This window comes from Micromonospora sp. R311, assembly GCF_056780015.1.
Window position 1 is genome coordinate 158,032 of sequence record NZ_JBSWCE010000007.1, and the last position, 23,064, is coordinate 181,095.

The 23,064-nt window shown below is 74.3% G+C and carries 29 protein-coding genes; 8 read left to right on the forward strand and 21 right to left on the reverse strand.

Going from position 1 to position 23,064, the window contains the following annotated elements:
* Positions 1-8: 8 nt before the first annotated feature.
* From AC1WTP_RS08170 to AC1WTP_RS08220, 11 genes are all read right to left on the reverse strand, one after another.
* Positions 9-407, reverse strand: a complete 399-nt coding sequence (locus tag AC1WTP_RS08170; RefSeq protein WP_481648597.1) for a gas vesicle protein K — start codon at positions 405-407, stop codon at positions 9-11.
* Entirely contained in the window at positions 404-661 is a 258-nt protein-coding gene (locus AC1WTP_RS08175; protein ID WP_481648598.1) for a gas vesicle protein, read from the reverse strand. The genes AC1WTP_RS08170 and AC1WTP_RS08175 overlap by 4 nt, the downstream gene beginning before the upstream one ends.
* Positions 662-719: 58 nt before the next feature.
* Positions 720-1,559: a GvpL/GvpF family gas vesicle protein gene (locus AC1WTP_RS08180; RefSeq protein ID WP_481648599.1), complete on the reverse strand. Its 840-nt coding sequence runs from the start codon at positions 1,557-1,559 to the stop codon at positions 720-722.
* Entirely contained in the window at positions 1,543-1,914 is a 372-nt protein-coding gene (locus tag AC1WTP_RS08185) for a gas vesicle protein (RefSeq protein ID WP_481648600.1), read from the reverse strand. Before AC1WTP_RS08185 ends, AC1WTP_RS08180 begins: the two co-directional genes overlap by 17 nt.
* A gap of 1 nt (position 1,915) precedes the next feature.
* Positions 1,916-2,275, reverse strand: coding sequence for a gas vesicle protein GvpO (locus AC1WTP_RS08190; protein WP_481648601.1), 360 nt, complete (start codon positions 2,273-2,275; stop codon positions 1,916-1,918).
* Positions 2,235-2,762, reverse strand: a complete 528-nt coding sequence (locus AC1WTP_RS08195) for a gas vesicle protein GvpG (RefSeq protein WP_481648602.1) — start codon at positions 2,760-2,762, stop codon at positions 2,235-2,237. Before AC1WTP_RS08195 ends, AC1WTP_RS08190 begins: the two co-directional genes overlap by 41 nt.
* 3 nt (positions 2,763-2,765) lie before the next feature.
* Positions 2,766-3,521: a GvpL/GvpF family gas vesicle protein gene (locus tag AC1WTP_RS08200; protein ID WP_481648603.1), complete on the reverse strand. Its 756-nt coding sequence runs from the start codon at positions 3,519-3,521 to the stop codon at positions 2,766-2,768.
* 1 nt (position 3,522) lies between these two features.
* The gene (gene gvpJ, locus AC1WTP_RS08205) at positions 3,523-3,942 is read right to left on the reverse strand and encodes a gas vesicle protein GvpJ (protein ID WP_481648604.1); all 420 of its coding nucleotides are present in this window, start codon (positions 3,940-3,942) and stop codon (positions 3,523-3,525) included.
* On the reverse strand, positions 3,939-5,186 hold the full coding sequence (locus tag AC1WTP_RS08210) for an SRPBCC family protein (RefSeq protein ID WP_481648605.1): 1,248 nt from the start codon (positions 5,184-5,186) through the stop codon (positions 3,939-3,941). Before AC1WTP_RS08210 ends, gvpJ begins: the two co-directional genes overlap by 4 nt.
* A gap of 2 nt (positions 5,187-5,188) precedes the next feature.
* The gene (locus tag AC1WTP_RS08215; RefSeq protein WP_481648606.1) at positions 5,189-5,620 is read right to left on the reverse strand and encodes a hypothetical protein; all 432 of its coding nucleotides are present in this window, start codon (positions 5,618-5,620) and stop codon (positions 5,189-5,191) included.
* 277 nt (positions 5,621-5,897) lie between these two features.
* Positions 5,898-6,407: a GNAT family N-acetyltransferase gene (locus AC1WTP_RS08220; RefSeq protein WP_481648607.1), complete on the reverse strand. Its 510-nt coding sequence runs from the start codon at positions 6,405-6,407 to the stop codon at positions 5,898-5,900.
* Between the two features lie 207 nt (positions 6,408-6,614).
* Between AC1WTP_RS08220 and AC1WTP_RS08225 the strand changes: the two genes are divergently transcribed.
* The 3 genes from AC1WTP_RS08225 to AC1WTP_RS08235 all read left to right on the forward strand — a co-directional run bounded on the left by AC1WTP_RS08225 (position 6,615) and on the right by AC1WTP_RS08235 (position 9,199).
* Positions 6,615-7,598: a methionine ABC transporter ATP-binding protein gene (locus tag AC1WTP_RS08225; RefSeq protein WP_481648608.1), complete on the forward strand. Its 984-nt coding sequence runs from the start codon at positions 6,615-6,617 to the stop codon at positions 7,596-7,598.
* Positions 7,595-8,251, forward strand: coding sequence for a methionine ABC transporter permease (locus tag AC1WTP_RS08230; RefSeq protein WP_481648609.1), 657 nt, complete (start codon positions 7,595-7,597; stop codon positions 8,249-8,251). Before AC1WTP_RS08225 ends, AC1WTP_RS08230 begins: the two co-directional genes overlap by 4 nt.
* Positions 8,252-8,383: 132 nt before the next feature.
* A complete protein-coding gene (locus tag AC1WTP_RS08235) occupies positions 8,384-9,199 on the forward strand; it encodes a MetQ/NlpA family ABC transporter substrate-binding protein (protein WP_481648610.1) in 816 nt (271 codons plus the stop codon).
* A 50-nt stretch (positions 9,200-9,249) separates the two neighbouring features.
* Here AC1WTP_RS08235 and AC1WTP_RS08240 read toward each other — a convergent pair whose 3' ends face one another.
* From AC1WTP_RS08240 to AC1WTP_RS08275, 8 genes are all read right to left on the reverse strand, one after another.
* A complete protein-coding gene (locus AC1WTP_RS08240; RefSeq protein ID WP_481648611.1) occupies positions 9,250-10,146 on the reverse strand; it encodes a hypothetical protein in 897 nt (298 codons plus the stop codon).
* A complete protein-coding gene (locus AC1WTP_RS08245; RefSeq protein ID WP_481648612.1) occupies positions 10,115-10,924 on the reverse strand; it encodes a DUF3618 domain-containing protein in 810 nt (269 codons plus the stop codon). The genes AC1WTP_RS08240 and AC1WTP_RS08245 overlap by 32 nt, the downstream gene beginning before the upstream one ends.
* A gap of 22 nt (positions 10,925-10,946) precedes the next feature.
* A complete protein-coding gene (locus AC1WTP_RS08250) occupies positions 10,947-11,342 on the reverse strand; it encodes a phage holin family protein (protein WP_481648613.1) in 396 nt (131 codons plus the stop codon).
* Positions 11,339-12,055 (reverse strand): hypothetical protein, encoded by a 717-nt coding sequence (locus AC1WTP_RS08255; protein ID WP_481648614.1) that lies wholly within the window; start codon positions 12,053-12,055, stop codon positions 11,339-11,341. The genes AC1WTP_RS08250 and AC1WTP_RS08255 overlap by 4 nt, the downstream gene beginning before the upstream one ends.
* A 196-nt stretch (positions 12,056-12,251) precedes the next feature.
* Positions 12,252-12,785, reverse strand: a complete 534-nt coding sequence (locus AC1WTP_RS08260; protein WP_481648615.1) for a DUF3263 domain-containing protein — start codon at positions 12,783-12,785, stop codon at positions 12,252-12,254.
* Positions 12,786-12,931: 146 nt separating this feature from the next.
* Positions 12,932-13,948, reverse strand: coding sequence for an ABC transporter permease subunit (locus AC1WTP_RS08265; RefSeq protein WP_481648616.1), 1,017 nt, complete (start codon positions 13,946-13,948; stop codon positions 12,932-12,934).
* A complete protein-coding gene (locus AC1WTP_RS08270; protein ID WP_481648617.1) occupies positions 13,945-14,955 on the reverse strand; it encodes an ABC transporter ATP-binding protein in 1,011 nt (336 codons plus the stop codon). The genes AC1WTP_RS08265 and AC1WTP_RS08270 overlap by 4 nt, the downstream gene beginning before the upstream one ends.
* A gap of 120 nt (positions 14,956-15,075) precedes the next feature.
* Positions 15,076-15,861 (reverse strand): DeoR/GlpR family DNA-binding transcription regulator, encoded by a 786-nt coding sequence (locus tag AC1WTP_RS08275; protein WP_302920712.1) that lies wholly within the window; start codon positions 15,859-15,861, stop codon positions 15,076-15,078.
* A 196-nt stretch (positions 15,862-16,057) separates the two neighbouring features.
* Between AC1WTP_RS08275 and AC1WTP_RS08280 the strand changes: the two genes are divergently transcribed.
* Genes AC1WTP_RS08280 through nagA form a run of 3 tightly spaced genes read left to right on the forward strand, consistent with a single transcriptional unit; the run spans position 16,058 to position 19,013 of the window.
* Positions 16,058-16,987 (forward strand): SIS domain-containing protein, encoded by a 930-nt coding sequence (locus AC1WTP_RS08280; protein ID WP_481648618.1) that lies wholly within the window; start codon positions 16,058-16,060, stop codon positions 16,985-16,987.
* Positions 16,984-17,907: an ROK family protein gene (locus tag AC1WTP_RS08285; protein ID WP_481648619.1), complete on the forward strand. Its 924-nt coding sequence runs from the start codon at positions 16,984-16,986 to the stop codon at positions 17,905-17,907. The genes AC1WTP_RS08280 and AC1WTP_RS08285 overlap by 4 nt, the downstream gene beginning before the upstream one ends.
* Positions 17,904-19,013: an N-acetylglucosamine-6-phosphate deacetylase gene (gene nagA, locus AC1WTP_RS08290; protein WP_481648620.1), complete on the forward strand. Its 1,110-nt coding sequence runs from the start codon at positions 17,904-17,906 to the stop codon at positions 19,011-19,013. The genes AC1WTP_RS08285 and nagA overlap by 4 nt, the downstream gene beginning before the upstream one ends.
* A gap of 77 nt (positions 19,014-19,090) precedes the next feature.
* Here nagA and AC1WTP_RS08295 read toward each other — a convergent pair whose 3' ends face one another.
* Positions 19,091-20,302: a DUF4032 domain-containing protein gene (locus AC1WTP_RS08295; RefSeq protein WP_481648621.1), complete on the reverse strand. Its 1,212-nt coding sequence runs from the start codon at positions 20,300-20,302 to the stop codon at positions 19,091-19,093.
* 143 nt (positions 20,303-20,445) lie between these two features.
* Between AC1WTP_RS08295 and AC1WTP_RS08300 the strand changes: the two genes are divergently transcribed.
* Together AC1WTP_RS08300 and AC1WTP_RS08305 are read left to right on the forward strand one after the other, a co-directional pair.
* The gene (locus AC1WTP_RS08300) at positions 20,446-21,183 is read left to right on the forward strand and encodes a phosphatase PAP2 family protein (RefSeq protein WP_481648656.1); all 738 of its coding nucleotides are present in this window, start codon (positions 20,446-20,448) and stop codon (positions 21,181-21,183) included.
* A gap of 9 nt (positions 21,184-21,192) precedes the next feature.
* The gene (locus AC1WTP_RS08305) at positions 21,193-22,425 is read left to right on the forward strand and encodes an APC family permease (RefSeq protein WP_481648622.1); all 1,233 of its coding nucleotides are present in this window, start codon (positions 21,193-21,195) and stop codon (positions 22,423-22,425) included.
* Positions 22,426-22,626: 201 nt separating this feature from the next.
* On the opposite strand, the gene AC1WTP_RS08310 is transcribed toward AC1WTP_RS08305, so the two are convergent.
* Entirely contained in the window at positions 22,627-23,061 is a 435-nt protein-coding gene (locus tag AC1WTP_RS08310) for an SMI1/KNR4 family protein (protein WP_481648623.1), read from the reverse strand.
* Between the last annotated feature and the right edge of the window lie 3 nt (positions 23,062-23,064).

The following is a 23,064-nucleotide window of genomic DNA, read 5'->3' on the forward strand; positions in this document are numbered from 1 at the left end:
GCCCGGAATCAGTCGGTGGGCAGCAGCGGGCCGAGCGGGCCGAGGTCGAGGTTGAGATCCTCCGGGGCCAGCCCGAAGTACTCCCGCAGCCCGGCCATCTGCTCCTCCAGCGCCAGCAGCGTCATGCCGATCCGCTCGACCTGCTCCTCGGTGAGGTCGCCGAGGTCGACCCGGCGCAGCGCCTGGCGCTCCACCAGCTGCCGGAGCAGCTCGATCACGGTGAGCACCAGACTGGCCAGTCCCCGCTCGACGGACTCCCGGTCCACCGCCAGCCGCCGGTCCAGCGGGGTCACCCGGGGCGGCTGCCACTGCGGCTCGCCGAGCGCGGCGGCCAGCTCGGCCGCCTCGTCCCGGCCGGCCCCGGCCGGGCGGGGGCCGGGTCGACGGGCGTCCTCCCCCGCGCTCACGACCCCTCCCCCGGCAGCCGGGCGCCGTCGTCCGGGACGGCGTCGCGCAGCTCGGGCGGGGCCAGCGCGCCGACCGAGGCGACCAGGGCGCGCAGCGAGACCCGGACGAGGTCCACGTCGGCGATCGCGATGGTGATGTCGCCGCTGATCACCACGCCGGTGGCGAGCACCCGGTCGAGCAGGTCGACCAGGGCCACCGGGCGGTAGGCCAGCGGGTCGTCGGCGCTGTTCGGGGCGAGCGAGGTGGTCACCACGCCGGCTCCCGGACGCCACCGGGCCGGGTCATACCGCCGGGGCGCGGGCCGGCCGTGGTCAGCATGCCGGCTCCCGGACGGCCAGCGCCGGGCCGGCCGGCCGCTCCTCGGCGAAGGAGTACGGCGGCCACGGGCCGGTCAGCTCCAGCCGCAGCTCCGGATGCCGCTCGGCCAGCGCGGCGACCAGTTCGGTGAAGCCGTCGAGCCGCCCGCTCTCCACCAGGTACGCGCCGTTGAGCACCATCGGGGTGGGCGCGCCGGAGAGCCGGCGGTCCTGCGGGGCGTGCCGGCGGGCGGCGACCGCGTACCCGGCCAGCGCGTCGTGCACCGCCGCCGCGGCCTCGGCCGCGATCCGCTGCCCCTCCTCGCGGGCGGTCAGCTGGGCCCGCCGCCGCCGCAGGTACGCCGTCCCGACCCCGCCCGCACCGGCGGGTTCCGCGGCCCGGGGCGGCGCACCGGGCACCAGGTAGCCCTTGACGCCCCACTCACCACGCCCGGTCAGCCGGTCCAGGAGGCCGGTCAGCTCGGCCCGCCGGACGGCGAGCTGGCCGGCCACCCGGGCGTCGTCGCGGTGGACCGTGGCCAGCCGGGCGGGCACCACGGGACCCCGGCGGGCGAGCGCGTCGACCACCGCGTGGTGCGCCCGGGCGGCCCGTTCCAGCCAGGCCAGGTCCTCCAGGTTGCGGCGCAGCGCCTCCTCGCCGTACTCGGCCAGCGGGGCGGTGCTGACCACGGCCGTCAGGCCGGCGGCGCGGACCGGGCGGACCGACGCGCCGGCCATCCCGGGGATCGCGGCGAGCACCGCCGGCTCGACGTCCCGGACCACGCCGTGCAGCCAGACGCCGACGGGCGGGTCGATCTGGTCGACGCCGGCCGCGAGGTCAGCCGTCGAACTCATCCCACTCCTCTCTCCGCGCGGCCCGCCGGGCCACCCGGGGCCGGCGTTCCGCCTCCACCTGCTCCGGGTCGCGCGGGCCGGGCTCCACCGGCGGGCGCGCCCGGGAGCTGAGCCAGGGATCGTGCTCCCACCAGTCGATGCCGATCTGCCGGGCGGTGTCGACCGAGGCGATCACCAGCCGCAGCTTGAGGGTGAGCAGCTCGATGTCGAGCAGGCTGACCCGGATGTCGCCGGCGATCACGATGCCCCGGTCCAGCACCCGTTCCAGGATGTCGCCGAGGTTGGCCGGCTCGTGGCCGGCCGGCAGCACCTGACCCGAGTTCTGCACCACCGACGGGGGTTGCCCGCTGGTCATCTCAGCCCACCTCGCCCTTTCCGCGCTGGTAGCGCCGCACCCGCCGGTAGCCGAGCAGGCCGCCCTCCAGGTCGAGTTCCACCTCGTACAGGCCGAGCAGGTCGGTGGAGGCGGGGATCCGGTGGTCCTCGACGACCTCCACCCCGACCAGCCAGCCGTCCCGGACGGACTTCAACGAGGTGGTGCCCACCGCGTCCCGGCCGGTCAACTCGACGATCTGCCGCAGCCCCTCCCGGGCCGCCTCGGCGGCCGAGATCGGTTCGAGGTACTCCTCCTCCTCGTCGTACTCGTCGTCGTACGGCTCGTCGACCGGCTCGTTCCTACGGGCCCGGCCGCCGTCGCCGCGGATCAGGTTCGCCACCGCGCTCACCTCCCTCACCGCCGTCACGCGGCGCGCCCGGGCCGGCGCGCCGCGCCCGTTCCGCCACCGGGCGGGCCCGTCCGTTCCCCCGCCGGTCCGGCTGCCACCCGGTCCCCCGCCGGGTCTCCGGCTGGGCGTCGCCGCGCCGGGCCTCCTGCCGGCCCCGCCCGGAGTCCTGCCCGGCGGCACCACGCCGGACGGCGGGGCGGCCGCGGGCCGCGGTGCGGTTGCCCGCCTCGCCGCCCGCGGCCGGCCGCCAGGCGGTGGTGCCGGTGAGCCGGTCCAGCACCTGCTGCTGCCCGCGGTCCCGCTCCTGCGGCGTGATGTCGCCGGCGGCGGCCGCCGCGTCCAGCTCCTCCAGCTCGCGCCGGATGCTGGTCGGGCTGTACCGCTGCGACTCCGCCTCCCGGGCGATCACCTTGACCACCGCGGTCAGCCCGCGCACCGGGGCGTACGGCAGGGTCAGCAGCGTCCAGAGGATGTCCACCGGTCACTCCACCAGCTGGTGCGCGCTGACGAAGTCGTACGGGGCCAGCGGGCCCAGCAACCTGGTCCGGATCAGCTCCCGGCGCTGCTCCGCGTACGCCTCCACCGCGTCGACGAAATCGTCCTCGCGGTCCCGGTCGACCAGGAACGCGGCGCTTCCCGCGTCCAGCTCGCTGCTCGGCGCCCGGGGCGCGCTGGCCACCGCGAGCCGGCCCAGCTCGTCGAGGAGCTGCCGGTTCTCCGCCTCCCGGCGCAGCTCCACCGCCTGACTGATCATCTCGCCGAGCCGGATGCGCTGCGGCCGGGTGACCTCCTCGGGCTGCCCGCGCACCTGGTCGGCCAGCTCGGCGGCGGCCGGGTTCTCGGCCAGTACCGCGCCGATCAGCGCCGGCTCCTCGTAGCGGCCGTGCACGGTGTACTGGACCCGGCCCTCGAACTCGTCGAGGGCGGCGGCGAACCGGTCCTGGTGCGCGCCCAGCAGGTCGGCCACCGCGTCCGCCCCGGTGACCACCGTGCCGAACCGCACCGGCAGCACCGGCGCCACCGCCGCGGTCCCGTCCAGCAGTTCCTGGTAGGCGGTCAGGTCCGCCGGGCGGCCCAGGGGACCTTCCAGCGGCACCGCGCTGACCAGCGCGGCCAGCTCGCCGTGCTGGATCGCGGCCACCTCACCCGGCGGATCCCCGACCCCGACCGCGTCCGGGGTCGGCTCCACGTCGGCGGGCACGATGCCGTAGATGAACAATCCGGTCTCCTCGGCCATCTCAGCGCTCCTCGTCCCGGCGCCGGCGGGGGCGCTGCCGGTCCCGGTCGCCGCCGCGGTCGCCCAGCGAGTCGGCGACCGCCCCGCTGATCTCCCGGGCCGCCTTGCCGAGGCCGGAAACCGCCTTGCCCTTGCCGACCGCCCCGGAGGCGCCCTCCACCAGGTCCGGCAGCCCCTTCTGGTTCTTCGGGGTGATGTCGAACCGGTCGACCGCCTCGGCGAAGCGCAGGTACGTCTCCACACTGGCGATGACCACCCGCGCGTTGATCTCCAGCAGCTGGATGCCGACCACGGCGACCGACACCTGCGCGTCGATCACCACGCCCTTGTCCAGCACGGTCTCCACCACGTCGGCGAGGCTGGTGCCACCACGCTCCAGCGCGCCGCCAGCGGCCTGGTCCCCACTCGTCGCGACGGTCACTCGTTCCGCTCCTCCCGACGACGGCGGACGACCGGCCGGCGGGGTGCCTCCGGCGCTCGGCGGGCCGCCGGACGGGGACGGGGCGCCTCCTCCCGGGGCTGCTCCCGGCGGGCCCGCTCGGGTGCGCGGCGGCGCGGCGACGGCTGCTCCTCCGGCGCCTCGTCGGGTCCGCCCTCCTGGTAGGCGTCGTACTCGTCCTCGTACTCGTCGTACTCCTCCTGGGCGGGGGGACGACGACGAACCGGCGGACGACGGCGGGCGCGTTCGGCGGGCCGCTCCTCGCGCGGCTCCTCCCCGACCTCCTCCGGCTCCTCCTCGGGCTCCGCCTCGGGACGCCCCCGGCCCCGGCGCCCGCGCGGCTCCCGCTCCTCGGGCTGCTCCCGTTCCTCGCGGCGCCCCTGCTCCTCCTCCTCGCGGAGGGCGGTCTCGTGGTCCTTGACCACCTGGGAGTCCTGGATCTCGCCGCGCCAACCCTGCACCGAGTCCGGGTCGAGGACGGTCTGCGTCATCACGTGCCGGACGAAGTGCTTCAGCTCCAGCCGGGCCCGGCGGCCCTGGGCCCGCCACAGGTTGCCGGTGTGCTCGAAGAGGCCCTGCGGGTGGTACTCCAGCACGACCAGGATGCGGGTCAGGTCGGGCGTCAGCTCGTGGAAGCTGACCGTGCCGTCCACCGAGCCCTTCTCGCCCTTCGAGCGCCAGTGGATCAGCTTGTCCGGGATCTGCCGGACGATGGTGGACTCCCAGGTCCGGTGCGACCAGAAGACCTGCGCCTTCCAGGTCAGCTTCTCGTCCGACTCGGTGTCGACGTTCTCGACCTTCTTCATGAAGCTCGGGAAGTCGCCGAACTGGGTCCACTGGTTGTAGGCGACCCGGACCGGCACACCGACCTCGACCGCCTCCACGATGTTGGTGACCTTCAGCTTCCTGCCGCCACCCTTGCCACCCTTGCCGCCCCGGCCGAAGGCCGACATCAACTTCTCCTTACCGCCGGCCACCCCGGCATGGAACATCGCCTTCACGGGCGAGCTGCCCTCGGCCAGCTTGTGCGCGCCGGTGGCGGCGGCCACCAGGCCCGGCCCGCCGCCCTGCTTCGCGTACTCGGTGAGCCGGCCGGTCGCGCCGGTGACCCGCTCGGTCACCGCGGCGACGGCTCGCTCGCCGATCGCGCTCGCCAGGTCCTTGACGTCGTCGACGAGCTGGCCGCGGACCTTGCCCGCGAGGCCGCCCGGACTGGTCTCCGCCATGCTCATCGCCCCCGTCGGCGGGACCCGGCGGTCTCCCGCTCCGCGTCCGCCCGCTCCGGCTGGTCGCCGTCGCCGCCGGACCGGTCGGTGTCCTCGGGCCGGCCGCCGCCGTCGGGCTGGCCGGCGGCCTTGCGGCGCAGCGTGTCGGCCGAGCCGCGCAGCTTGCCGCTGATCGCGTCGATGCCACTGCCCGCGGCGGCGGTCGCGGCCGCCTTGCCCGCCGAGGCGAGCGGCTTGCCGAGATGGCCGAGGTTGCTCAGGTGGGGGGACGCGTGCAGCAGGTCGGTGCCCCGCTTCAGCAGTCCGCCGGGGTCCCGGCTCGCCCGGCCGATCGCCACGGCGGCGGCCAGGGTCAGTGCGGTACGCAGCTTGCGCCGGCGACCCAGCAGGTAGCCGAAGCCGACCGCCATCCCGATTCGTGCTCCGCTGTTCATCAGCTCTCCTTCGCTCCCCGGGCGCGGAGACACCTGATGGGCAGCGGCCGGAATTGGCTACCGGGGAATAGCGCAAGTAGGACCGCAAATCAGGTGTCCCGTTTTAGCGGACCCGGCGGGCAGTACCCGGTGCCCAATCCGCAAAACATCCACGAATCGCGGCGCGGGGACGCCGTCCGAACGCCCGGTCGACACATTCACGAAGGGTGCATTCCGGACAGACATGCCCGGACGAGCAGGGGATATGCCAGACCTGCAGCAACCGACAATAGCGGAATCAGAATGTCGGGGGCGTCGAATCGAGGCATATCTCGGCGTGCACGCGGTCGCCGTCCTCGCGCAATTTCGCGCCGCATTTCTCGAGCACCGAGATCGCCCCGGAATTGTCCCGGGTGGTCTCCGCGACGACGAGTCGCATGCCGGCCGCGGCCGCGGCGTTCAGCAGTTCACGCAGCGCCGCCGGGCCGACCCCCTGGCCACGCGCGGACCGGCCGAGCCACATCCCGGTCTCGACCGTGCCCGGCTCGTCCCGGCGGGTCATCCGGATCATGCCGACCACCTCGCCGCCGACGAGGATGGCGTACATCTGGGTGCCGGTCGGGCCGGACAGCCCACCGAAGCTGGCCCGGTGGTACTGGCGGAACGCCTCCCGGCGGGCGTGCGACCACCCCGCCGGCGCCTCCACCGGCGGCATGACGTCGCCGGGCTCCGCCTCGGCCGCCGCTACGGAGAGCAACGGCTCAAGGTTCCGCTCGTCCACCGGCTCCAACCGGACCGCACCCGCCACGTGCCGCAGTCTGCCGCCCCTACCGGCGCAAGTCCACCCCGTTGAGCACCGACTGGCGGTACGGCGGAAGGTATCGGCCGGTCGGGCCGCATCGTGTTCCGCCTCACGCTCCGCTGTCAAAAGCCGTTTCGCCGATTAACCTACTGGGCTGGTAGACAATACGGGAGCGACCGCTCCCGCCGCGCGGCGACGAGGACGGGATCAGCTGTGATCGAGCTCGACGGGCTGCGCCGGACGTACCGCGGTCGGGGGCGGGCCGTGGTCGCCGTCGACGGCGTCAGCCTCTCCGTACGCCCCGGCGAGGTGTTCGGCGTGGTGGGGCGCAGCGGCGCCGGCAAGAGCACCCTGCTGCGCTGCGTCAACCTGCTGGAGCGCCCCGACGAGGGCACCGTCACGGTGGACGGGGTGGAGCTGACCGCGCTCGGCGGGGACCGGCTGCGCGCGGCCCGGCAGCGGATCGGCATGGTCCACCAGCACTTCGCGCTGCTCGGCTCCCGCACCGCGGCGGGCAACGTGTCCTTCGCGCTCGAGGTGATGGGCGTGCCGCGCCGGGAGCGGGCGCGTCGGGTGGCCGAGCTGCTCGACCTGGTCGGGCTCAGCGACCGGGCCGACGCCTACCCGGCCCAGCTCTCCGGCGGCCAGAAGCAGCGGGTCGGTATCGCCCGGGCGCTCGCCGGCCGGCCGAAGGTGCTGCTCAGCGACGAGGCCACCTCGGCGCTGGACCCGGAGACCACCCGTTCGATCCTCGGCCTGCTCCGCGACCTCAACCAGCGGCTCGGGCTGACCGTCCTGCTGATCACCCACGAGATGGACGTGGTCAAGCGGCTCTGCGACTCGGCGGCGGTGATGCGCGACGGCCGGCTCACCGAGTCCGGTCGGGTCACCGACCTGATCGCCCGGCCCGGCTCCGAACTCGCCGCCGAGGTCTTCCCGCTCGGGGCGCCCCCGACGCTGCCCGACAGCACGGTCGTCGACGTCACGGTGGCCGGCCCGGACGCGGACACCGCCTTCGTCGCCGAGCTGACCCGCCGCTTCGACCTCGACGCCCGCATCCTCGGCGGCGCCGTCGAGCAGCTCGCCGGCGGTCGCGCCGGCCGGCTGCGGCTGGTGCTGCCCGGTGACGCCGAGCGGACCGCCCCGGCGGTGGCCCACCTGCGCGCCGCCGGGCTCGCGGTGGAGGTGGCCGCGTGATCGCCGACGATCTCGTGCCGCTGCTGACCCAGGGGCTGCGCGAGACCGCGTACATGGTCGCCGTGGCGGCGCTGCTCTCGGCGCTGGGCGGACTGCTGGTCGGCGTGCTGCTGGTGCTCACCGGACGCGACGGCCTGCTGCCCGCGCGGCCGGTGAACGCGCTGCTCGGCCTGGTCGTCAACGTCGGCCGCTCGCTGCCCTTCATCATCCTGCTGGTGGCGATCATCCCGGTCACCCGGGCGGTCGTCGGCACCACCATCGGCACCACCGCCGCGATCGTCCCGCTGACGGTCAGCGCGATCCCGTTCTACGCCCGGATCGTGGAGACCGCACTGCGGGAGGTGGACCGGGACGTGATCGCGGCGGCCCGGGCGATGGGCGCGACCCGCCGGCAGATCATCGGGAAGGTGCTGCTCCGCGAGGCCCGGCCGGGCCTGGTCGCCGGCTTCACCCTCACCGTGGTGGCGCTGATCGGCTACTCGGCGATGGCCGGCGTGATCGGCGGTGGCGGCCTCGGCGACCTGGCCCTGCGCTACGGCTACCAGCGGTTCGAGAACGACGTCATGATCGCCACCGTGGTGCTCCTGGTCGCCTTCGTCCAGCTCGTCCAGGTGGTCGGCGACGTGCTCACCCGAAGACTCTCCCACCGGTGACCCCGGACGGGTGAAGCCGGCCGACGCCTACCCGGCCGACCGGAACCCGGCTCGCGCCCACCGGCGCGGCCGACCCGACAACCCGGCCCGCCCCGACGGGCACGCCGGCCAGATCGACGAAAGGCAACAACCGTGCGACGCATCACCGCAACCCTCGCCGCGGCCGCACTCGCCCTGGGCCTCGCCGCCTGCGGGGCCGACGGCGGCGGCGCGACCGACCCGAACGCCCCGCTCAAGGTCGGCGTCAGCCCCGTCCCGCACGGGGAGATCCTCACCTACATCAGGGACAACCTCGCCGAGCCGGCCGGGCTGAAGCTGGAGATCGTCGAGTTCACCGACTACGTGCAGCCGAACCGCGCGCTGCAGGAGAAGCAGCTGGACGCCAACTACTTCCAGACGGTGCCCTACCTGGAAACCGAGGAGAAGGCCAAGGGCTACCGGTTCACCGCGCTGCAGCCGGTGCACATCGAGCCGCTGGGCCTCTACTCCCGGAAGGTGCGCACCCTCGCCGACCTGCCCGCCGGGGCGGTGGTGGCGATCCCGAACGATCCGACCAACTCGGGCCGGGCGCTCAACCTGCTCGCCCAGCACGGCGTGATCACCCTGAGGGAGGGGGCCGGGGTCGCCGCCACCCAGCGGGACATCGCCGACAATCCGAAGCGACTCCAGTTCAAGGAGCTGGAGGCGGCTCAGCTGCCACGCAGCCTGGACGACACCGACGCCTCGGTGATCAACGGCAACTACGCGATCGAGAGCGGCCTGAAGCCGGCCACCGACGCGCTCGCGCTGGAGAAGGCCGAGAACAACCCGAACGCGAACCTGGTCGTGGTCCGGGACGGCGACGAGGACGACCCGCGGGTGGCCAAGCTGGAGCAGCTGCTGCACTCCGCCGAGGTGAAGTCGTTCATCGCGGAGAAGTACCAGGGTTCGGTGCTCGCCGCGTTCTGAGCCCGTCCGGTCGAGCCCGGTCCCGTCCGCGGGGCCGGGCTCGCCGCGGCTCAGGAGGCGGTGTCGAACTCGCAGAGGACCACCGAGGCGTCGTCGGCGGGCTTGTGCCGGCGCAGCCGGTCCGGGTGGTCGCGCTCGGCCGCCCGGACCCGGTCGACCAGCGCGCCCGGCCCCTCGGCGGTCACCACGTCCAGCAGCCCCGCCCAGTCCAGGACCCCGAACTGCTCCACCGCGGCCGACGCGCCGTCACTGAGCAGCACCGCCCGGCGCACCGCCCCGGGCCCGCGCAGCGGCAGGGTGCCGGCCACCGCGTGGAACGCCGCGTCCGGGTCGGCGGCGGCCACCCAGTAGCCGTGCGTACGGTTCATCCGTTCCCGCTGCACCGCGACGGCCTGCCGGAACCGGGTCGTCCGGTCGACCGAACCGGCGGGCACCGCCGCCACGGTCTCGCGCAGCTCGGCCATCGCGGCGTCCAGCCGGTCGTCGGAGACCACGGTCACCTGGTCGCCCGTGTCGAGCACCAGCGGGCTGTCGCAGAGCACCAGGTAGTCGACGTGGTGGCCGCCGTCGCGCAGCAGGCACACGGTGCTGGAGGGGGTGCCCGGGTGGTCCAGGTCGCACTCGTCGCTGTGGTCGGAGCGGACGGCCAGGATCGCCGCCGCCAGGTTGCTCATCAGGGTCGCCGTGGGCCGGGCCGCCTCGGCCAGCCCGAGCCGGGCGGCGAGGTGCCGGACGTACCAGGACGGGCCGTGCACGCAGCCGGTGTCGAAGCCCTCCGGCACGGTCGCGCCGTCCAGCACGCCGACCAGCGGACCGAACCGGAAGACCAGGTCCTCGTTGACCGGCTGGCCGGGGGGCGGCGCGGACGCGGAGCGTACCCGCATCGTCCGCGCCGCCCCGACCCCCCGGGTCGCCTCAGCGGCGGCGGAGATCGTCGGCTGCCTCATGCGCCTGCCCCTGCACCTGGTGGGCGGCCGACCGGCCCTGCTCCCGTACGGCGGACGCGCCGTGCATGGCGGTCGAGCCCACCGACGCCGCGGCGTGCTGCACCGGCTCGCGCATGTTCTGGCGCATGTTGTCGCGAACCTGGTGGCCCACCTGGCTGGCCTGCTGACGCAGCACGTCCGAGTGCTCGCTGACCATGTCACGGGCCTGCCCGGCCCACTGCCGCTCGGGGCGGCTCGGCGGGATCAGGGACGAGACCAGCAGCCCGGCGCCGAAGGCGATCAGGCCGGCGGCCAGTGGATTGCCCTGCGCCTGCTCGCGACCCTGGTGTCCGAGCTGGCGGGCCGAGCCCGCCGCGTGCGACACCTGCTCGCGGCCCTGCTGCCCGAGCTGGCGGGCCGAGCCCGCCGCGTGCGACACCTGCTCGCGGCCCTGCTGCCCGAGCTGGCGGGCCGAGCCCGCCGCGTGCGACACCTGCTCGCGGCCCTGCTGCCCGAGCTGGCGGGCCGAGCCCGCCGCGTGCGACACCTGCTCGCGGCCCTGTTGTCCGAACTGGCGGGCCGAGCCCGCCGCCTGGGACATCCGCTGGGCGGCACCGTGGCCGTCCGACTGTGCACCCATCACCTTCTCCTTCGCTCGGGTCAGCGCGCCACGGGCCTGCCCGACACGCTCACCGGCGATCCGTCGCGGGTTGACCCGGTCGGCCAACGCGTCGATGTCACTGCTCAACTCGTTCCGGGTGTGCTCGATCTCCCACCGGATCCGGTCCGGATCGGACATCGTCTGCTCCCTTCCGGTCGGTTCACCGGCCACGCAGCGCGTTCGGCAGCTCCCGCGCAGTTTCCTGGGTGCGGGGTAGCACCGCGCGCATCTCGCGCAGCCTCTTCCGTGCGTTGACGAGCAGGATGCCGCCGACCACGGCCCAGGCGATCGCCACGAGCAACGCGGCCCAGCCCTCGTCCATCACATTGGACAAGCCCCACCACACCGCGTACGACACGAACAGCACGGCCAGGAAGCCGGCCAGTCCCGCGCCGCCGAACATACCGCCGGCCTTGCCGGCCTGGCTCGCCTCCTCGCGGAGCTCCGCCTTGGCCAGTTCGACCTCCTTGCGGACCAGCGTGGAGAGATCCCGGGTCACGTCGCCGAGCAGATCGCCGACGGACGCCTGGGTTCGCTCCTTCTCCGGGGCACTCACGGCGCCACCCCGCCGCGGATGTCGCCCTCCGGCCGACCCGGCGGCGTCGCGTTCCGCACCCGGGCCGCACCCACGTACGGCGACTCGGCCTCGTACGGCGCCGCGACCGTCTGTTCGTACTGCTCGTACGGGCGCGGTCCGGGCTGGGTCGCACCGGGCATTACACCGGGCCCGCCCGGTTGCGGCATCTCCTCGCCCGGGGCGCCCCGGCCGCCGCCGTCGCCCTTGAGGCTCCGGGTCAGCCGCCCGAACAGCAGGCCGGCCATCGCCGCGCCGGCCAGGAAGGTGCCCGGATGCTGCCGCGCGTACGCGCGCACCTCGTCCATCATCGCAGTCGGCTCCCGGTGCTCGATCCAGCCGGCCGCCTGCTCGGCGACGTGGGCCGCCCGGCGGACCGCCTGGGCCGCCATCCCGGAGTCCTGGCTGCATTCCGCCATCGAATTGAGTTCGCGGCCGATGCCGCGCAGGCCGTCCGCGGCCCGCTGCTTCTGCGCATGGGCCTGGCCGCGCATCTGGTTGGTGGCCTCGCCGGTCAGGTTCCGCGCCTGCTGCCGGGCCTCCTGGGCGACGTGGCCGCCCTGTTCGGCCGCGGCATGGGCCATCTGCCCGCCGGCCTGGGTCGCCTGGTGCCCGACCCGCGACGCCTGCTGCCGGGCCTGCTGCCCGGCGCCGGCCGCACCGTCCGGTGGCCGGCTGGGGTTCATCCCCGTCATTAGCCCGCTCCCTCCGTCGGCCCCGGGGCAGCGGTCCCACCCCGGAACGTGAACCGGCCGCGACACCCGCGGCCCGGCACGTCACCCGCCTACCCGCGCGGCTCGCCGGCATTCCGCCGGGTCGGCCGGGGCATCCCGCGGAAACCGGACCGGGAGGGCGCTACCGGCCGGCACCCGCCGGCCGGCACGACAGCGGTCAGCGGCGGCGGTTGCGGGCCCGGGAGGACCGTAGCCGGCGCAACCGCCCGATCAGCACAGGCTCGGCGGCCAGCGCGGCCGGGTGGTCGAGCAGCGTGTTGAGCAGTTGGTAGTAGCGAGTGGCGGAGAGGCCGAAGGTGTCCCGGATGGCCTGTTCCTTGGCGCCGGCGTGCCGCCACCACCGCCGCTCGAAGTCGAGGATCGCGCGTTCCCGCTCGGTGAGCCCGCCGGCCGCGCCCGACGCGGCGTCGCCGTCCGACACTGTCCCGGCCGACGCCGTCTCGTCGGTCAGCGCCGCCTCCGCGCCGCTCGCGTCCTCCGCCTCCGGGACGCGGGGCACGGTCTCCGCCTCCGGGACGCGGGGTGCGGTCGCCGCCTCCGGGGCGGTGCCCGGCGGCGGGACCGGGGGCGCCTCGCTGCCCGGCGCGGAACGCGGCGGCGGAACGCTACCGCCGGCGCGGGAGCCGGCCGTCCGTCCGCCCCGGTCGGCCGCGGAGGTCTCGGTGGCCGGGGAGGCGTCGGCGGGCTGCATGGCGCTCCTTGCGGGCAACGTCGGCCGGCACGGCGACGCCGACCGGGGGATCTCAGCCTAACCAGGGCCCACCCGAACCGCACCAGACGCCGGCGGCGGCGCGGCCCGGGTCGGGGAGGACCGGGGACCGCGCCGCCGCCGTACGGTCAGGAGATGTCCCGCCGGCGCATCGCCCAGAGCGCGGCGCCGAGGATCACCACCAACCCGACGCTCAGCAGCACCGAGGACTGCTGCCAGGTGACGTCGAAGGTCTCCGGCCGGCACTCCCCGGTGAAGGTGGCGTTGCACGCCTCCCAGTCCTCCAGGGTCACCTTCTTCTGCATCCACGCCACCGCGTACGTGGGCAGCAGCCAGACCTCGGCGAAGCGCACCCCGGCCATGTCGAGCAGGATGGCCAGCCCGAACTGGCCGACCACCATCACCGCGATCGCCCCGCCCAGGGCCATCGCGGTGTGCCGGCCCAGCGAGGCCAGCGCGAACCCGACGGTCGCCGTCACGAGGACCAGCACGATGCCCCGGAGCCCGGTCAGGGCGAACGACTGCCAGACGCCCGAGGTCACCTTCTCGGTGCTGCCGCGGAACATGGCGACCAGCCAGAACCCGCCGAACCACGCCACCGCGGCGGGCAGCGCCACCGCGAGCACCCCGGTGAGCAGCGCCGCCAGCTTGGTGAGCAGCACGCTCAACCGCTTCGGCCGCCACAGCAGCAGGTTCATCATGCCGCCGGTGCTCCACTCCGCCCCGACGAACGAGGCGCCGACCACGAACCCGACCAGCGCCAGGATCGCCGCGAAGGGCAGCAGGGTGAAGCCGAAGTTCTCCCGGAAGTCGAAGGTGGACGGCAGGAACCAGCGCGCCTCGATCGCCTCGCGGGGCGGCGGGCTGATCACCGAGCAGTCCGCGGGGAAGCGGTTGGCGTCCGCCGTGCCCTCGGTCTTCGCCCGCTCGCAGGCGAGGCGTTCCTGCTCGCTCCAGCGGACCTGCTCCTGGTACTGCTGCTCGGCCTGGCGCTCGGCCCGGGCGTGCGCGCCCGCGTCGATCTTCTGGTTGCTGAAGAAGACGCCGATCATCACGGTGGCCAGCACCAGCAGGCCGAGCAGGGTCATCCAGCGGGTGAAGCGCCGCTTGGCCAGCCGGCGCAGCTCCGTACGGTAGAGACTCACGCGCCCCAACCTCCTCCGGTGGCGCCGGGCTGCCCCGCCCCACCGACCTTCGTGGACTGGTCGACCTGCCGGTGCTGGCCGGGTACCGGCGCGGTGGCGGTCAGTTCGAGGAAGACGCTCTCCAGGTCGACGGCGACCGGGGCCAGCTCGCTGACGTACAGGCCGCGCTCGGCCAGCAGCCGGGTCACCGTGGCCGGCTTGTCGACCCCGGCGAGCATCAGGTGGTCCGGATGACCGGTCACCCGGATCCCGGCGCCGGCCAGCGCCTCGGTGGCGGCCGGCAGGTCGGTGACCGCCTCCAGCCGCACCCGGACCGCGCCGGAGGAGTGCTCGGCCAGCACCTGCTCGACCGGGCCGAAGGCCACCCGCCGGCCCAGCGAGATGATGGTGACCGAGTCGCAGATCAGTTGGATCTCGCCGAGGATGTGGCTGGAGAGCACCACGGTCATGCCGGACTCGGCGAGGTTGCGCATCAGCGTGCGCATCTCCCGGATACCGCCGGGGTCGAGGCCGTTCGCCGGCTCGTCGAGGATCAGCAGCTTCGGGTTCTTCAGCAGGGCGGAGGCGACGGCGAGCCGCTGCTTCATGCCGAGCGAGTAGGTCTTCACCCGCTCGCCGGCCCGGTCGCGCAGGCCGACCAGCTCCAGCACCTCGTCGATCCGGGCCGCCGGCACGTTCCCCGCGCCGGCCAGCAGGGACAGCGTGTCCCGGGCGGAGAAGTGCGGGAAGAACTGCGGGCTCTCCACGATCGCGCCGACCTGCCCGGCCACCGTGGGCAGCGCCGCGGGCACCTCGTGCCCGAGGATCGCCATCCGCCCGCCGTTGGGCCGGATCAGGCCGAGCAGCGTACGCAGGGTGGTGGTCTTGCCGGAGCCGTTGGGGCCCAGGAAGCCGTGCACCTGCCCCGCCTCGACCCGCATGTCGAAGCCGTCGAGCGCGTGTCTGGTGCCGCGCCGACGACTCTTGTACGTCTTACGTAGACCTTCTATCTCCAGGACAGCTGGCAAGCTGCACCTCCCCCGATGGGCGGTATGACAGGCGACACCATACTCGGTATGCAGAACCGCGCAATACCCGGTATGCATCGGTACGCCGGACGGTTACCGACAGCGAGGAAAACGAGTGGATCAGGCGCAGATGACGCTGACCCCGGCGGCCCGGAACGCCTCGACCACCTCCGGGTTGGCGCCGGAGTCGGTGACCAGGGTCTCCACCCGGTCCACCGGACAGATCCGGGCGAAGGCGTGCCCGCCCAGTTTGGACGAGTCGGCGATGATGACCACCCGCTTGGCCCGGGCGACCATGAGGTTGTTCATCGCCGCCTCGCCCTCGTGGTGGGCGGCGGCGCCGAGCTGCGGGTCGATGGCGTCCACACCGAGCAGGGCGACGTCCAGGGTGACCTCGCGCAGCAACGCCCCACCCAGCGGTCCGACCAGCTCGAACGACTTGGGGCGCACCACCCCGCCGGCCACCACCACCTTCATCCGGGAGCGGACCAGCAGCTCGTTGGCGATGTTCAGCGCGTTGGTCACCACGGTGAGCTGGGCGCCCTCGGCGCTGGTGTTCAAATCCGGGCGGACGGCCAGCGCCCGGGCCACCTCGGTGCTGGTGGTGCCGCCGTTCAGGCCGACCACGGTGCCCGGCGACACCAGCGCCGCGGCGGCCGCGCCGATCCGCTGTTTCTCGGCCGAGTGCTTGGCCGTCTTGTAACGCAGCGGTAGGTCGTAGGAGACACCGTTGGCGACCGCGCCACCCCGGGTCCTGGTGATCATCTGCTGCTGGGCCAGCTGGTCGAAGTCGCGCCGGATGGTGGCCTGCGAGACGTCCAGCCGCTCGGCGGCCTCCTCGACGCTGACCCGGCCGCTGTCGGTCAGCATTTCGAGCAGGGCGTTCCATCTGGCGTACCGGTCCACCCCAGGGCCTCCAGTTACTGCGCGGTCGGTGATTGATTGCGTGCACACTAGTGCGCGAAACTACGAGGGCGCAAAACTCTGGCCTGCTCGATCGCGTCCCCGGTTGCCACGGCCCATCGGGTTCGCGCAGAATGACGCGCGAAAGACGGGTCAAACGAGCCGTATTGCGCACCGTTCTCCCCTGCGAGGAGTTCCCATGGCGTACGTGGACGCGGAGATCGCCAGCCAGCCCGACTGCTGGCGGGAGGCGGCGCAGCTGGCCGGGACGGTGGCCGGGCAACTGCCCCGGCCGGGCGAGCGGGTGGCCGTGGTCGGCTGCGGCACGTCGTGGTTCATGGCGATGGCGTACGCGGCCCGCCGCGAGGCGGCCGGCCAGGGCGAGACCGACGCCTTCCAGGCGTCCGAGTTCCCCACCGGCCGCCGCTACGACCGGCTCGTGGCGATCACCCGCTCCGGCACCACCACCGAGGTGCTCGAACTGCTCACCGCGCTGCGCGGGCAGGTGCCGAGCACGGTGCTGGTCGGCGACCCCGCATCCCCGGCGGTCGGGCTGGCCGACGCCGCGGTGACCATGCCCTTCGCCGACGAGCGCTCGGTGGTGCAGACCCGCTTCGCGACCACCGCGCTGGCGCTGCTCCGCGCCCACCTCGGCGACAACATCACCACGCTGGTCGCCGACGCCGAGGTGGCGGTGCGCGCCCCGCTGCCGATCGAGCCGTCCCGGATCGAGCAGGTCACCTTCCTCGGCCGGGGCTGGACGGTCGGGCTGGCCCAGGAGGCCGCGCTGAAGTGCCGCGAGGCGGCCACCTTCTGGGCCGAGGCGTACCCGGCGATGGACTACCGGCACGGCCCGATCTCCATCGCCGCGCCCGGCCGGCTGGTCTGGGCGTTCGGCGAGCTGCCCGACGGGCTGGCGGAGGACGTGGCGTCCACCGGTGCCACCTTCGTGCACAGCCGCACCCACGGCTGCCGGACCGTCCTGAGCAGCTGGGCGGCCGGCCGTACGCCGGTCGACCCGATGGCCGACCTGATCCTGGCCCAGCGCTTCGCCGTCGCGCTGGCCACCAGCCGCGGCCTCGACCCGGACGCCCCGCGTCACCTGACCCGCTCCGTGGTGCTGGCGTGACCCCAGCCCACGCCGTCGTCGCCCTGGACGTCGGCGGCACCGGGATGAAGTGCGCCCTGGTGGACCCGGACGGCGCCGTGCTGCACAGCGAACGGCACCCGACCGGCGCCGAACGCGGCCCGGCGGCCGTGGTCGACACCATCCTCGAGGTCGCCGAAGGGCTGGCCGGCAAGGCCCGCGCCGACGGGCGCTCCCCGGTCGCGCTCGGCATCGCCGTGCCCGGGGTGGTCGACGAGGCGCGCGGGGTGGCGGTCTGGTCGGCGAACGTGGGCTTCCGGGACGTACCGCTGCGGGAGCTGGCCCAGGCGCGGCTCGGGCTGCCCGCGGCGCTCGGCCACGACGTGCGGGCCGGCGGGCTCGCCGAGGCCCGGCTCGGCGCCGGCCGGGGCGCCGGGCACGTGCTCTTCGTGGCCATCGGCACCGGCATCGCCGCCGCGCACGTGGTGGACGGCTCGGCCGCGGTCGGCGCGCACGGCGCGGCCGGCGAGATCGGGCACATCCTGGTCCGCCCCGGCGGGCCCCGCTGCGGCTGCGGCCGCCCCGGCTGCCTGGAGGCGGTCGCCTCGGCGTCCGCGGTCGGCCGGCGCTACGCCGAACTGGCCGGGGAACCGGCGACCGCGGCCGGGGTGGCGGCCCGGGCGGCGGACGGCGAGGCGCTGGCCGGGCAGGTGTGGCGGGAGACCGTCGACGCCCTCGCCGACGGCCTCGCCAGCGGCCAGGCGCTCTTCGACGTGGAGACGATCGTGCTGGGCGGCGGGCTGGCGCAGGCCGGCGCCCAACTGCTCGACCCGTTGCGCGCGGCACTGCACGAGCGGATGACCTTCCACCGGGAGCCGCGCCTGGTCGCGGCCGCCCTCGGCGACGAGGCCGGCTGCCTCGGCGCCGCCCTGCTCGCCCTCGACGACCTGGAGAAACGATGACCGTGCGGGTCAACGGCAAGGTGGTGACCCCGACCGGCGTGATCCGGCAGGGCTGCGTGGAGATCAACGGCGACCGGATCACCGCGGTGGCCGAGTACCCCTCGGTGCGCGACGGGCACTGGATCCTCCCCGGCTTCGTCGACATGCACACCCATGGCGGCGGTGGGCACACCTTCACCACCGGCGACGCCGGGCAGGCCCGGCAGGCCGCCGCGTTCCACCTGCGGCACGGCACCACCACCCTGCTGGCCAGCCTGGTCAGCTCCCCGTTCGAGCTGATGCGGTCGGCCACCGCCGCGTACCGGCCGCTGGTGGCCGAGGGCGTGCTGGCCGGCATCCACTTCGAGGGGCCGTACCTCTCCGCGGCCCGCTGCGGCGCGCAGAACCCGGAGTTCCTCCGCGACCCGTCCACCGAGGAACTGGCCGAGCTGATCGAGCTGGGCGGGGACGCGATCCGCATGGTCACGCTCGCCCCGGAGCGCGACGGCGCGCTGGAGGCGGTCAAGCTGCTCACCGCCCACCGCGTGGTCGCCGCGGTCGGGCACACCGACGCGACGTACGACGAGACCCGGGCCGCGGTGGCCGCCGGCGCGAGCGTCGGCACCCACCTGTTCAACGGGATGCGGCCGGTGCACCACCGCGAACCCGGTCCGGTGGTGGCCCTGCTGGACGCCCCGAACGTGGTCTGCGAGCTGGTCGCCGACGGGGTGCACCTGCACGACGGGATGCTCACCTTCGCCACCTCGGTGGCCGGGCCGGAACGGGCCGCGCTCATCACCGACGCGATGGCCGCCGCCGGCATGCCCGACGGCGAGTACGAGCTGGGCGGTCAGGCGGTCACGGTGTCCGACGGGGTGGCCCGGCTGACCCGCGACGGCGCGATCGCCGGCAGCACGCTCACCATGGACGCCGCGCTGCGGCACGCGGTGGCGGCGGGTATCCCGATGGCCGACGCGGCCCGGATGGTCGCCACCACGCCGGCCCGGGCGATCGGCCTCGGCGACCGGCTGGGCGCCCTCCAGGTCGGGCTCCGCGCCGACCTGGTGGTGCTCGACGACGACCTCAACGTGGTCCGGGTGATGCGCGGCGGCTCCTGGTTGGAGTGACCGGCCGCGAAGTCGGGGTGGGAGGAGGTCGCCGACCACGCGCTGGACTGGCCCGTGGGGACGGGCGACGCCGCACCTCAGCCGGCGGTGGGCAGCTCGACGCCGAGCACGGCCTGCTCGTCGGGGCGGTGCACCAGCACGTCCGACAGGTACGACTGCACGGCCGGGGCCATCCCGACGTCCCGGCCGGCCCGCTCGGAGAGCAGCCACTTGTGCTCGATGATCTGGGCGAAGAGTTCCTGCGGCTCCAGCTTGCGGCGCAGGTGCGCGGGGACCGCCCGGACCACCGGCTCGAAGACCTCGGTCAGCCAGCGGTGGGCGGCCTGCTGCTCGTCGGTCAGGTCGCTCTCCGCCCGGTACGCGTCCAGGTCGTTGAGCAGCCGCCGGGCCTGGTTCTCCTCGGCGTCCAGGCCGGTCAGCCGGAGCAGCCGCCGGGTGTGGTAGCCGGCGTCGACCACCTTCGGCCGGATCAGGTAACGGCCGTTGTCGATGGTGGACATGGCCACCTCGGCCACGTCGAAGCCCAGCTCGTTGAGCCGGCGGATCCGGCCCTCGATGTCGTGCCGGGCCTCCCGCTCGACCTGCTGCTCGTAGGTGATCTCGTGCCAGAGCCGCTCGTAGCGCTGCACGACCTCCTCGCAGACCACCTCCGGGTCGATCGACTCGTGCAGCAGCCCGGCGGCCTGCAGGTCCAGCGCCTCGCCGAAGATGTTGACCCGGGCGATCTCCAGATCCTCGCCGCGCTGGCCGTTGGAGAGCGAGTGGTGCAGCGCTCCGGTCTCCGCGTCGACCAGGTACGCGGCGAACGCTCCGGCGTCCCGCCGGAACAGCGTGTTGGACAGCGAGCAGTCGCCCCAGAAGAAGCCGGTCAGGTGCATCCGGACCAGCAGCGCGGCGAGCGCGTCGAGCAGCCGGCCCATCGTCTCCGGCCGCAGGGTGTGCGAGAAGAGCGCCCGGTAGGGCAGCGAGAACTGCAGGTGCCGGGTGATCAGCACCGGGTCGAGCGGCTCGCCGTCGTCGCTCTGCCGGTCGGCGACGATCGCCACCGCCTCGACCGACGGGAAGTCGATCCGCTCCAGCGCGCGGAGCAGGTCGTACTCGCGCTCGGCCACCCGCTCGCCGGTCTCCTTCACCGCGTAGACGTAGTCGCCGAGGCGGACGAAGCGGACGACGTGCCGGGAGATGCCCTGCGGCAGCGCGACCAGGTGCTGGGCAGGCCACTCCTCCAGCGGGGTCGACCAGGGGAGGTCGAGCAGCGCCGGGTCGACGAGGGCCGAGGTGATCCGCACGGCGACAAGTGTGACGCCTCCCCCCGGCCGAGCGCTTCCCCACGTGGCTGGGCACACAGCCACCCCCGGGGCCGCGCCACCCGGCCGCCGTCCGGGGCCGGTAGCGTGGTCGCGTGCGGGAGACCACGCCGGTACGGCGGAAGCTGCGGCTCCGGCCGGTCCGCCCGGCCGGCTGGTGGTTCGACGCCGCGCTGCTGGCCGCGCTCGTCGGGCTGACCGTGGCGCTCGTCACCGAGCGGCTCTTCGGCATCGATCGGGCGGTCGCCGACTGGTCGGCGGCGCACCGGCCGACGGCCGCGCACTGGACGGCGGTGGTCCTCAACTACCTCGGCCAGGGCACCCCGTTGACGCTGATCGCGCTCGGGCTCGGGGTGCTGCTGGCGGTCCGGCTCAGATCGGTGCGGCCGGTGCTGCCCCCGGTGGTCGCGTTCGGGCTCACCTACCTGACCATCGGCCCGCTGAAGGTGTGGACCGCCCGGCCGGCGCCGAGCGCCAGCGTGAAGGAGCCGTTCCTGCCGCCGGAGCAGACCCTGCCGCTCTTCCAGGAGGACCTGCCGCTCCGGTTCGCCCAGTCGTACCCGTCCGGGCACGTGGCCAACGCGATCGTCTGGTACGGCCTGATCGCCCTGCTGCTCGCCCCGCTGCTGCGCAGCTACGGGCGCGGCGTGCCGCCCCGGCTGGTCACCGTGGTCCGGGTGGTGCCGCCGCTGGTCGTCCTCTGCACCACCACCTACCTGGGCTGGCACTGGCTCACCGACTCGGTGGCCGGGCTGCTGCTGGGCCTGCTGCTGGACCGGCTGCTGCACCGGGTGCCCTGGGACGACCTGCCGCTGCCGCCCGGCCTGCGGGACGTTGGCCGCCCATTCATGTCGACCACCTAGCCTGCCGTCGTGAACCAACTCGCGCGCCGGCTGGGCGTACCCGATGCGGTGGTCATCGGGCTGGGGTCGATGCTCGGTGCGGGCGTCTTCGTGGTCTTCGCCCCGGCCGCCGCGGACGCCGGCGGGGCCGGGCTGCTGGCGGCACTGGCACTGGCCGGCTTCATCGCCTTCTGCAACGCGACCAGTTCGGCCCGGCTCGCCGCCCGCTACCCCGAGTCCGGCGGCACCTACGTCTACGGCCGGGAGCGGCTCGGCCCGTTCGCCGGCTTCCTGGCCGGTTGGGGGTTCGTGGTCGGCAAGACGGCGAGCTGCGCGGCGATGGCGCTGACCATCGGGGCGTACCTCTGGCCGGGGCAGGCCCGGCTGGTCGCGATCGCGGCGGTGCTGGCGGTGACCGCGGTGAACCTGCGCGGCATCGGCAAGACCGCGACCGCGACGAAGGTGCTGGTCGGGCTGGTGCTGGCGGTGCTGGCCCTGGTCGCGGTCGCCGGCGCGGCGGACGTCTCGCTGGACCGGCTCGGCGAACCCGGCGGCTCCGGCCGGGGCGTGCTCACCGCCGCCGGCCTGCTCTTCTTCGCCTTCGCCGGGTACGCCCGGGTCGCCACCCTCGGCGAGGAGGTCCGCGACCCGGAGCGGACGATTCCCCGGGCGGTGCCGCTGGCCCTCGGCGTGGTACTGGCGATCTACCTGGTGCTGGCCGTGGTCGCGGTCGGCGTGCTCGGGGCCGACCGGCTGGCCGGCTCCGCCGCGCCGCTGGCCGACGTGGTGACCGCCGCCGGGCTGCCCGGACTGGCCTGGGTGGTCCGCGCCGGGGCGACCGTCGCGGTGACCGGTGTGCTGCTCTCCCTGCTCGCCGGCGTCGGACGCACCACCCTGGCGATGGCCCGCCGCCGCGACCTGCCGGGCGCGCTCGCCGCCGTGCACCCGGTCCACCAGGTGCCGCACCGGGCCGAACTGGCGGTGGCCGCGGTGGTGATCGTGGTCGTCGCGCTCGGCGACGTCCGGCACGCGATCGGCTTCTCCAGCTGCACCGTGCTGGTCTACTACGCGATCACCAACGCCTCCGCGCTGACCCTGGGCCGGGACCCGTCCCGCAAGCTGCCCGTTCAGGTGTTGGCGGCGTTGGGGCTGGTCGGCTGTCTGCTGCTCGCGGTCAACCTGCCGCTGGCCAGCGTGCTGGCCGGCTTCGCCGTGCTGGTCGTCGGCGCCGCCTGGTACGCCCTCCGCCAAGCGCGAAGCTGAGCGGTCATCAGTCCGTCTCGCGCGGATGGCCGGTGCCTGCGTAGGTCAACCAGACGGTTCTCCGGTGGTGTCGCTCCGGCGACGTCGCTGACCGGGGGTTGGCACGGATCACGTCGATTGACACCCTGCGAATGCGCTAGCGCCCTCACCCGTCGATCGGGTGAGGGCGCCAGAACCATGGCCTCAGAAACGGCCGCGATATCAGGACACGGGCTGGAGGGAGTCGAGGAAAGTCACCCAATCCTCGGCGACAACTTTGATGTTCTCCTCCGTCGGCGGTTCGCCCTCGTCGGCTTCTTCCTCGTGATCCCAGAACCAGACGCTGCCGTTGTCCTGGTCCCTGAGCGAGACCGCGAACAGGTTGCCGTACTCGTCCTGAGCCACCGGAAGCAGCCAGGCAGGCACCCGATTATGGAACACCTTCAGCTTCCGCCACAGGTTCGCCCAATCAGGAGCATCTGGGCCGACACCGAGGATGTCACTGACCGCCTGGTGGTTGTCCTGCAGACGACCACCGTCCTGCTCAAGAAGGTAGTTCCGGTATGCCGGGGGGAGAGCATGGCCGATCTCCTGCTCCAGACGGCGCACATCAGCCTCGCTGGCGGGAGGAGCCAGCCGCCGATACCCCACACTCATGTC

Coding starts and splice junctions, on each gene's coding strand:
- AC1WTP_RS08180 (WP_481648599.1), bottom strand. CDS start 1,559: ATGAGTTCGACGGCTGACCTCGCGGCCGGCGTCGACCAGATCGACCCG.
- AC1WTP_RS08185 (WP_481648600.1), bottom strand. CDS start 1,914: ATGACCAGCGGGCAACCCCCGTCGGTGGTGCAGAACTCGGGTCAGGTG.
- AC1WTP_RS08200 (WP_481648603.1), bottom strand. CDS start 3,521: ATGGCCGAGGAGACCGGATTGTTCATCTACGGCATCGTGCCCGCCGAC.
- AC1WTP_RS08210 (WP_481648605.1), bottom strand. CDS start 5,186: ATGGCGGAGACCAGTCCGGGCGGCCTCGCGGGCAAGGTCCGCGGCCAG.
- AC1WTP_RS08215 (WP_481648606.1), bottom strand. CDS start 5,620: ATGAACAGCGGAGCACGAATCGGGATGGCGGTCGGCTTCGGCTACCTG.
- AC1WTP_RS08240 (WP_481648611.1), bottom strand. CDS start 10,146: ATGAGGCAGCCGACGATCTCCGCCGCCGCTGAGGCGACCCGGGGGGTC.
- AC1WTP_RS08245 (WP_481648612.1), bottom strand. CDS start 10,924: ATGTCCGATCCGGACCGGATCCGGTGGGAGATCGAGCACACCCGGAAC.
- AC1WTP_RS08255 (WP_481648614.1), bottom strand. CDS start 12,055: ATGACGGGGATGAACCCCAGCCGGCCACCGGACGGTGCGGCCGGCGCC.
- AC1WTP_RS08260 (WP_481648615.1), bottom strand. CDS start 12,785: ATGCAGCCCGCCGACGCCTCCCCGGCCACCGAGACCTCCGCGGCCGAC.
- AC1WTP_RS08280 (WP_481648618.1), top strand. CDS start 16,058: ATGGCGTACGTGGACGCGGAGATCGCCAGCCAGCCCGACTGCTGGCGG.
- nagA (WP_481648620.1), top strand. CDS start 17,904: ATGACCGTGCGGGTCAACGGCAAGGTGGTGACCCCGACCGGCGTGATC.
- AC1WTP_RS08310 (WP_481648623.1), bottom strand. CDS start 23,061: ATGAGTGTGGGGTATCGGCGGCTGGCTCCTCCCGCCAGCGAGGCTGAT.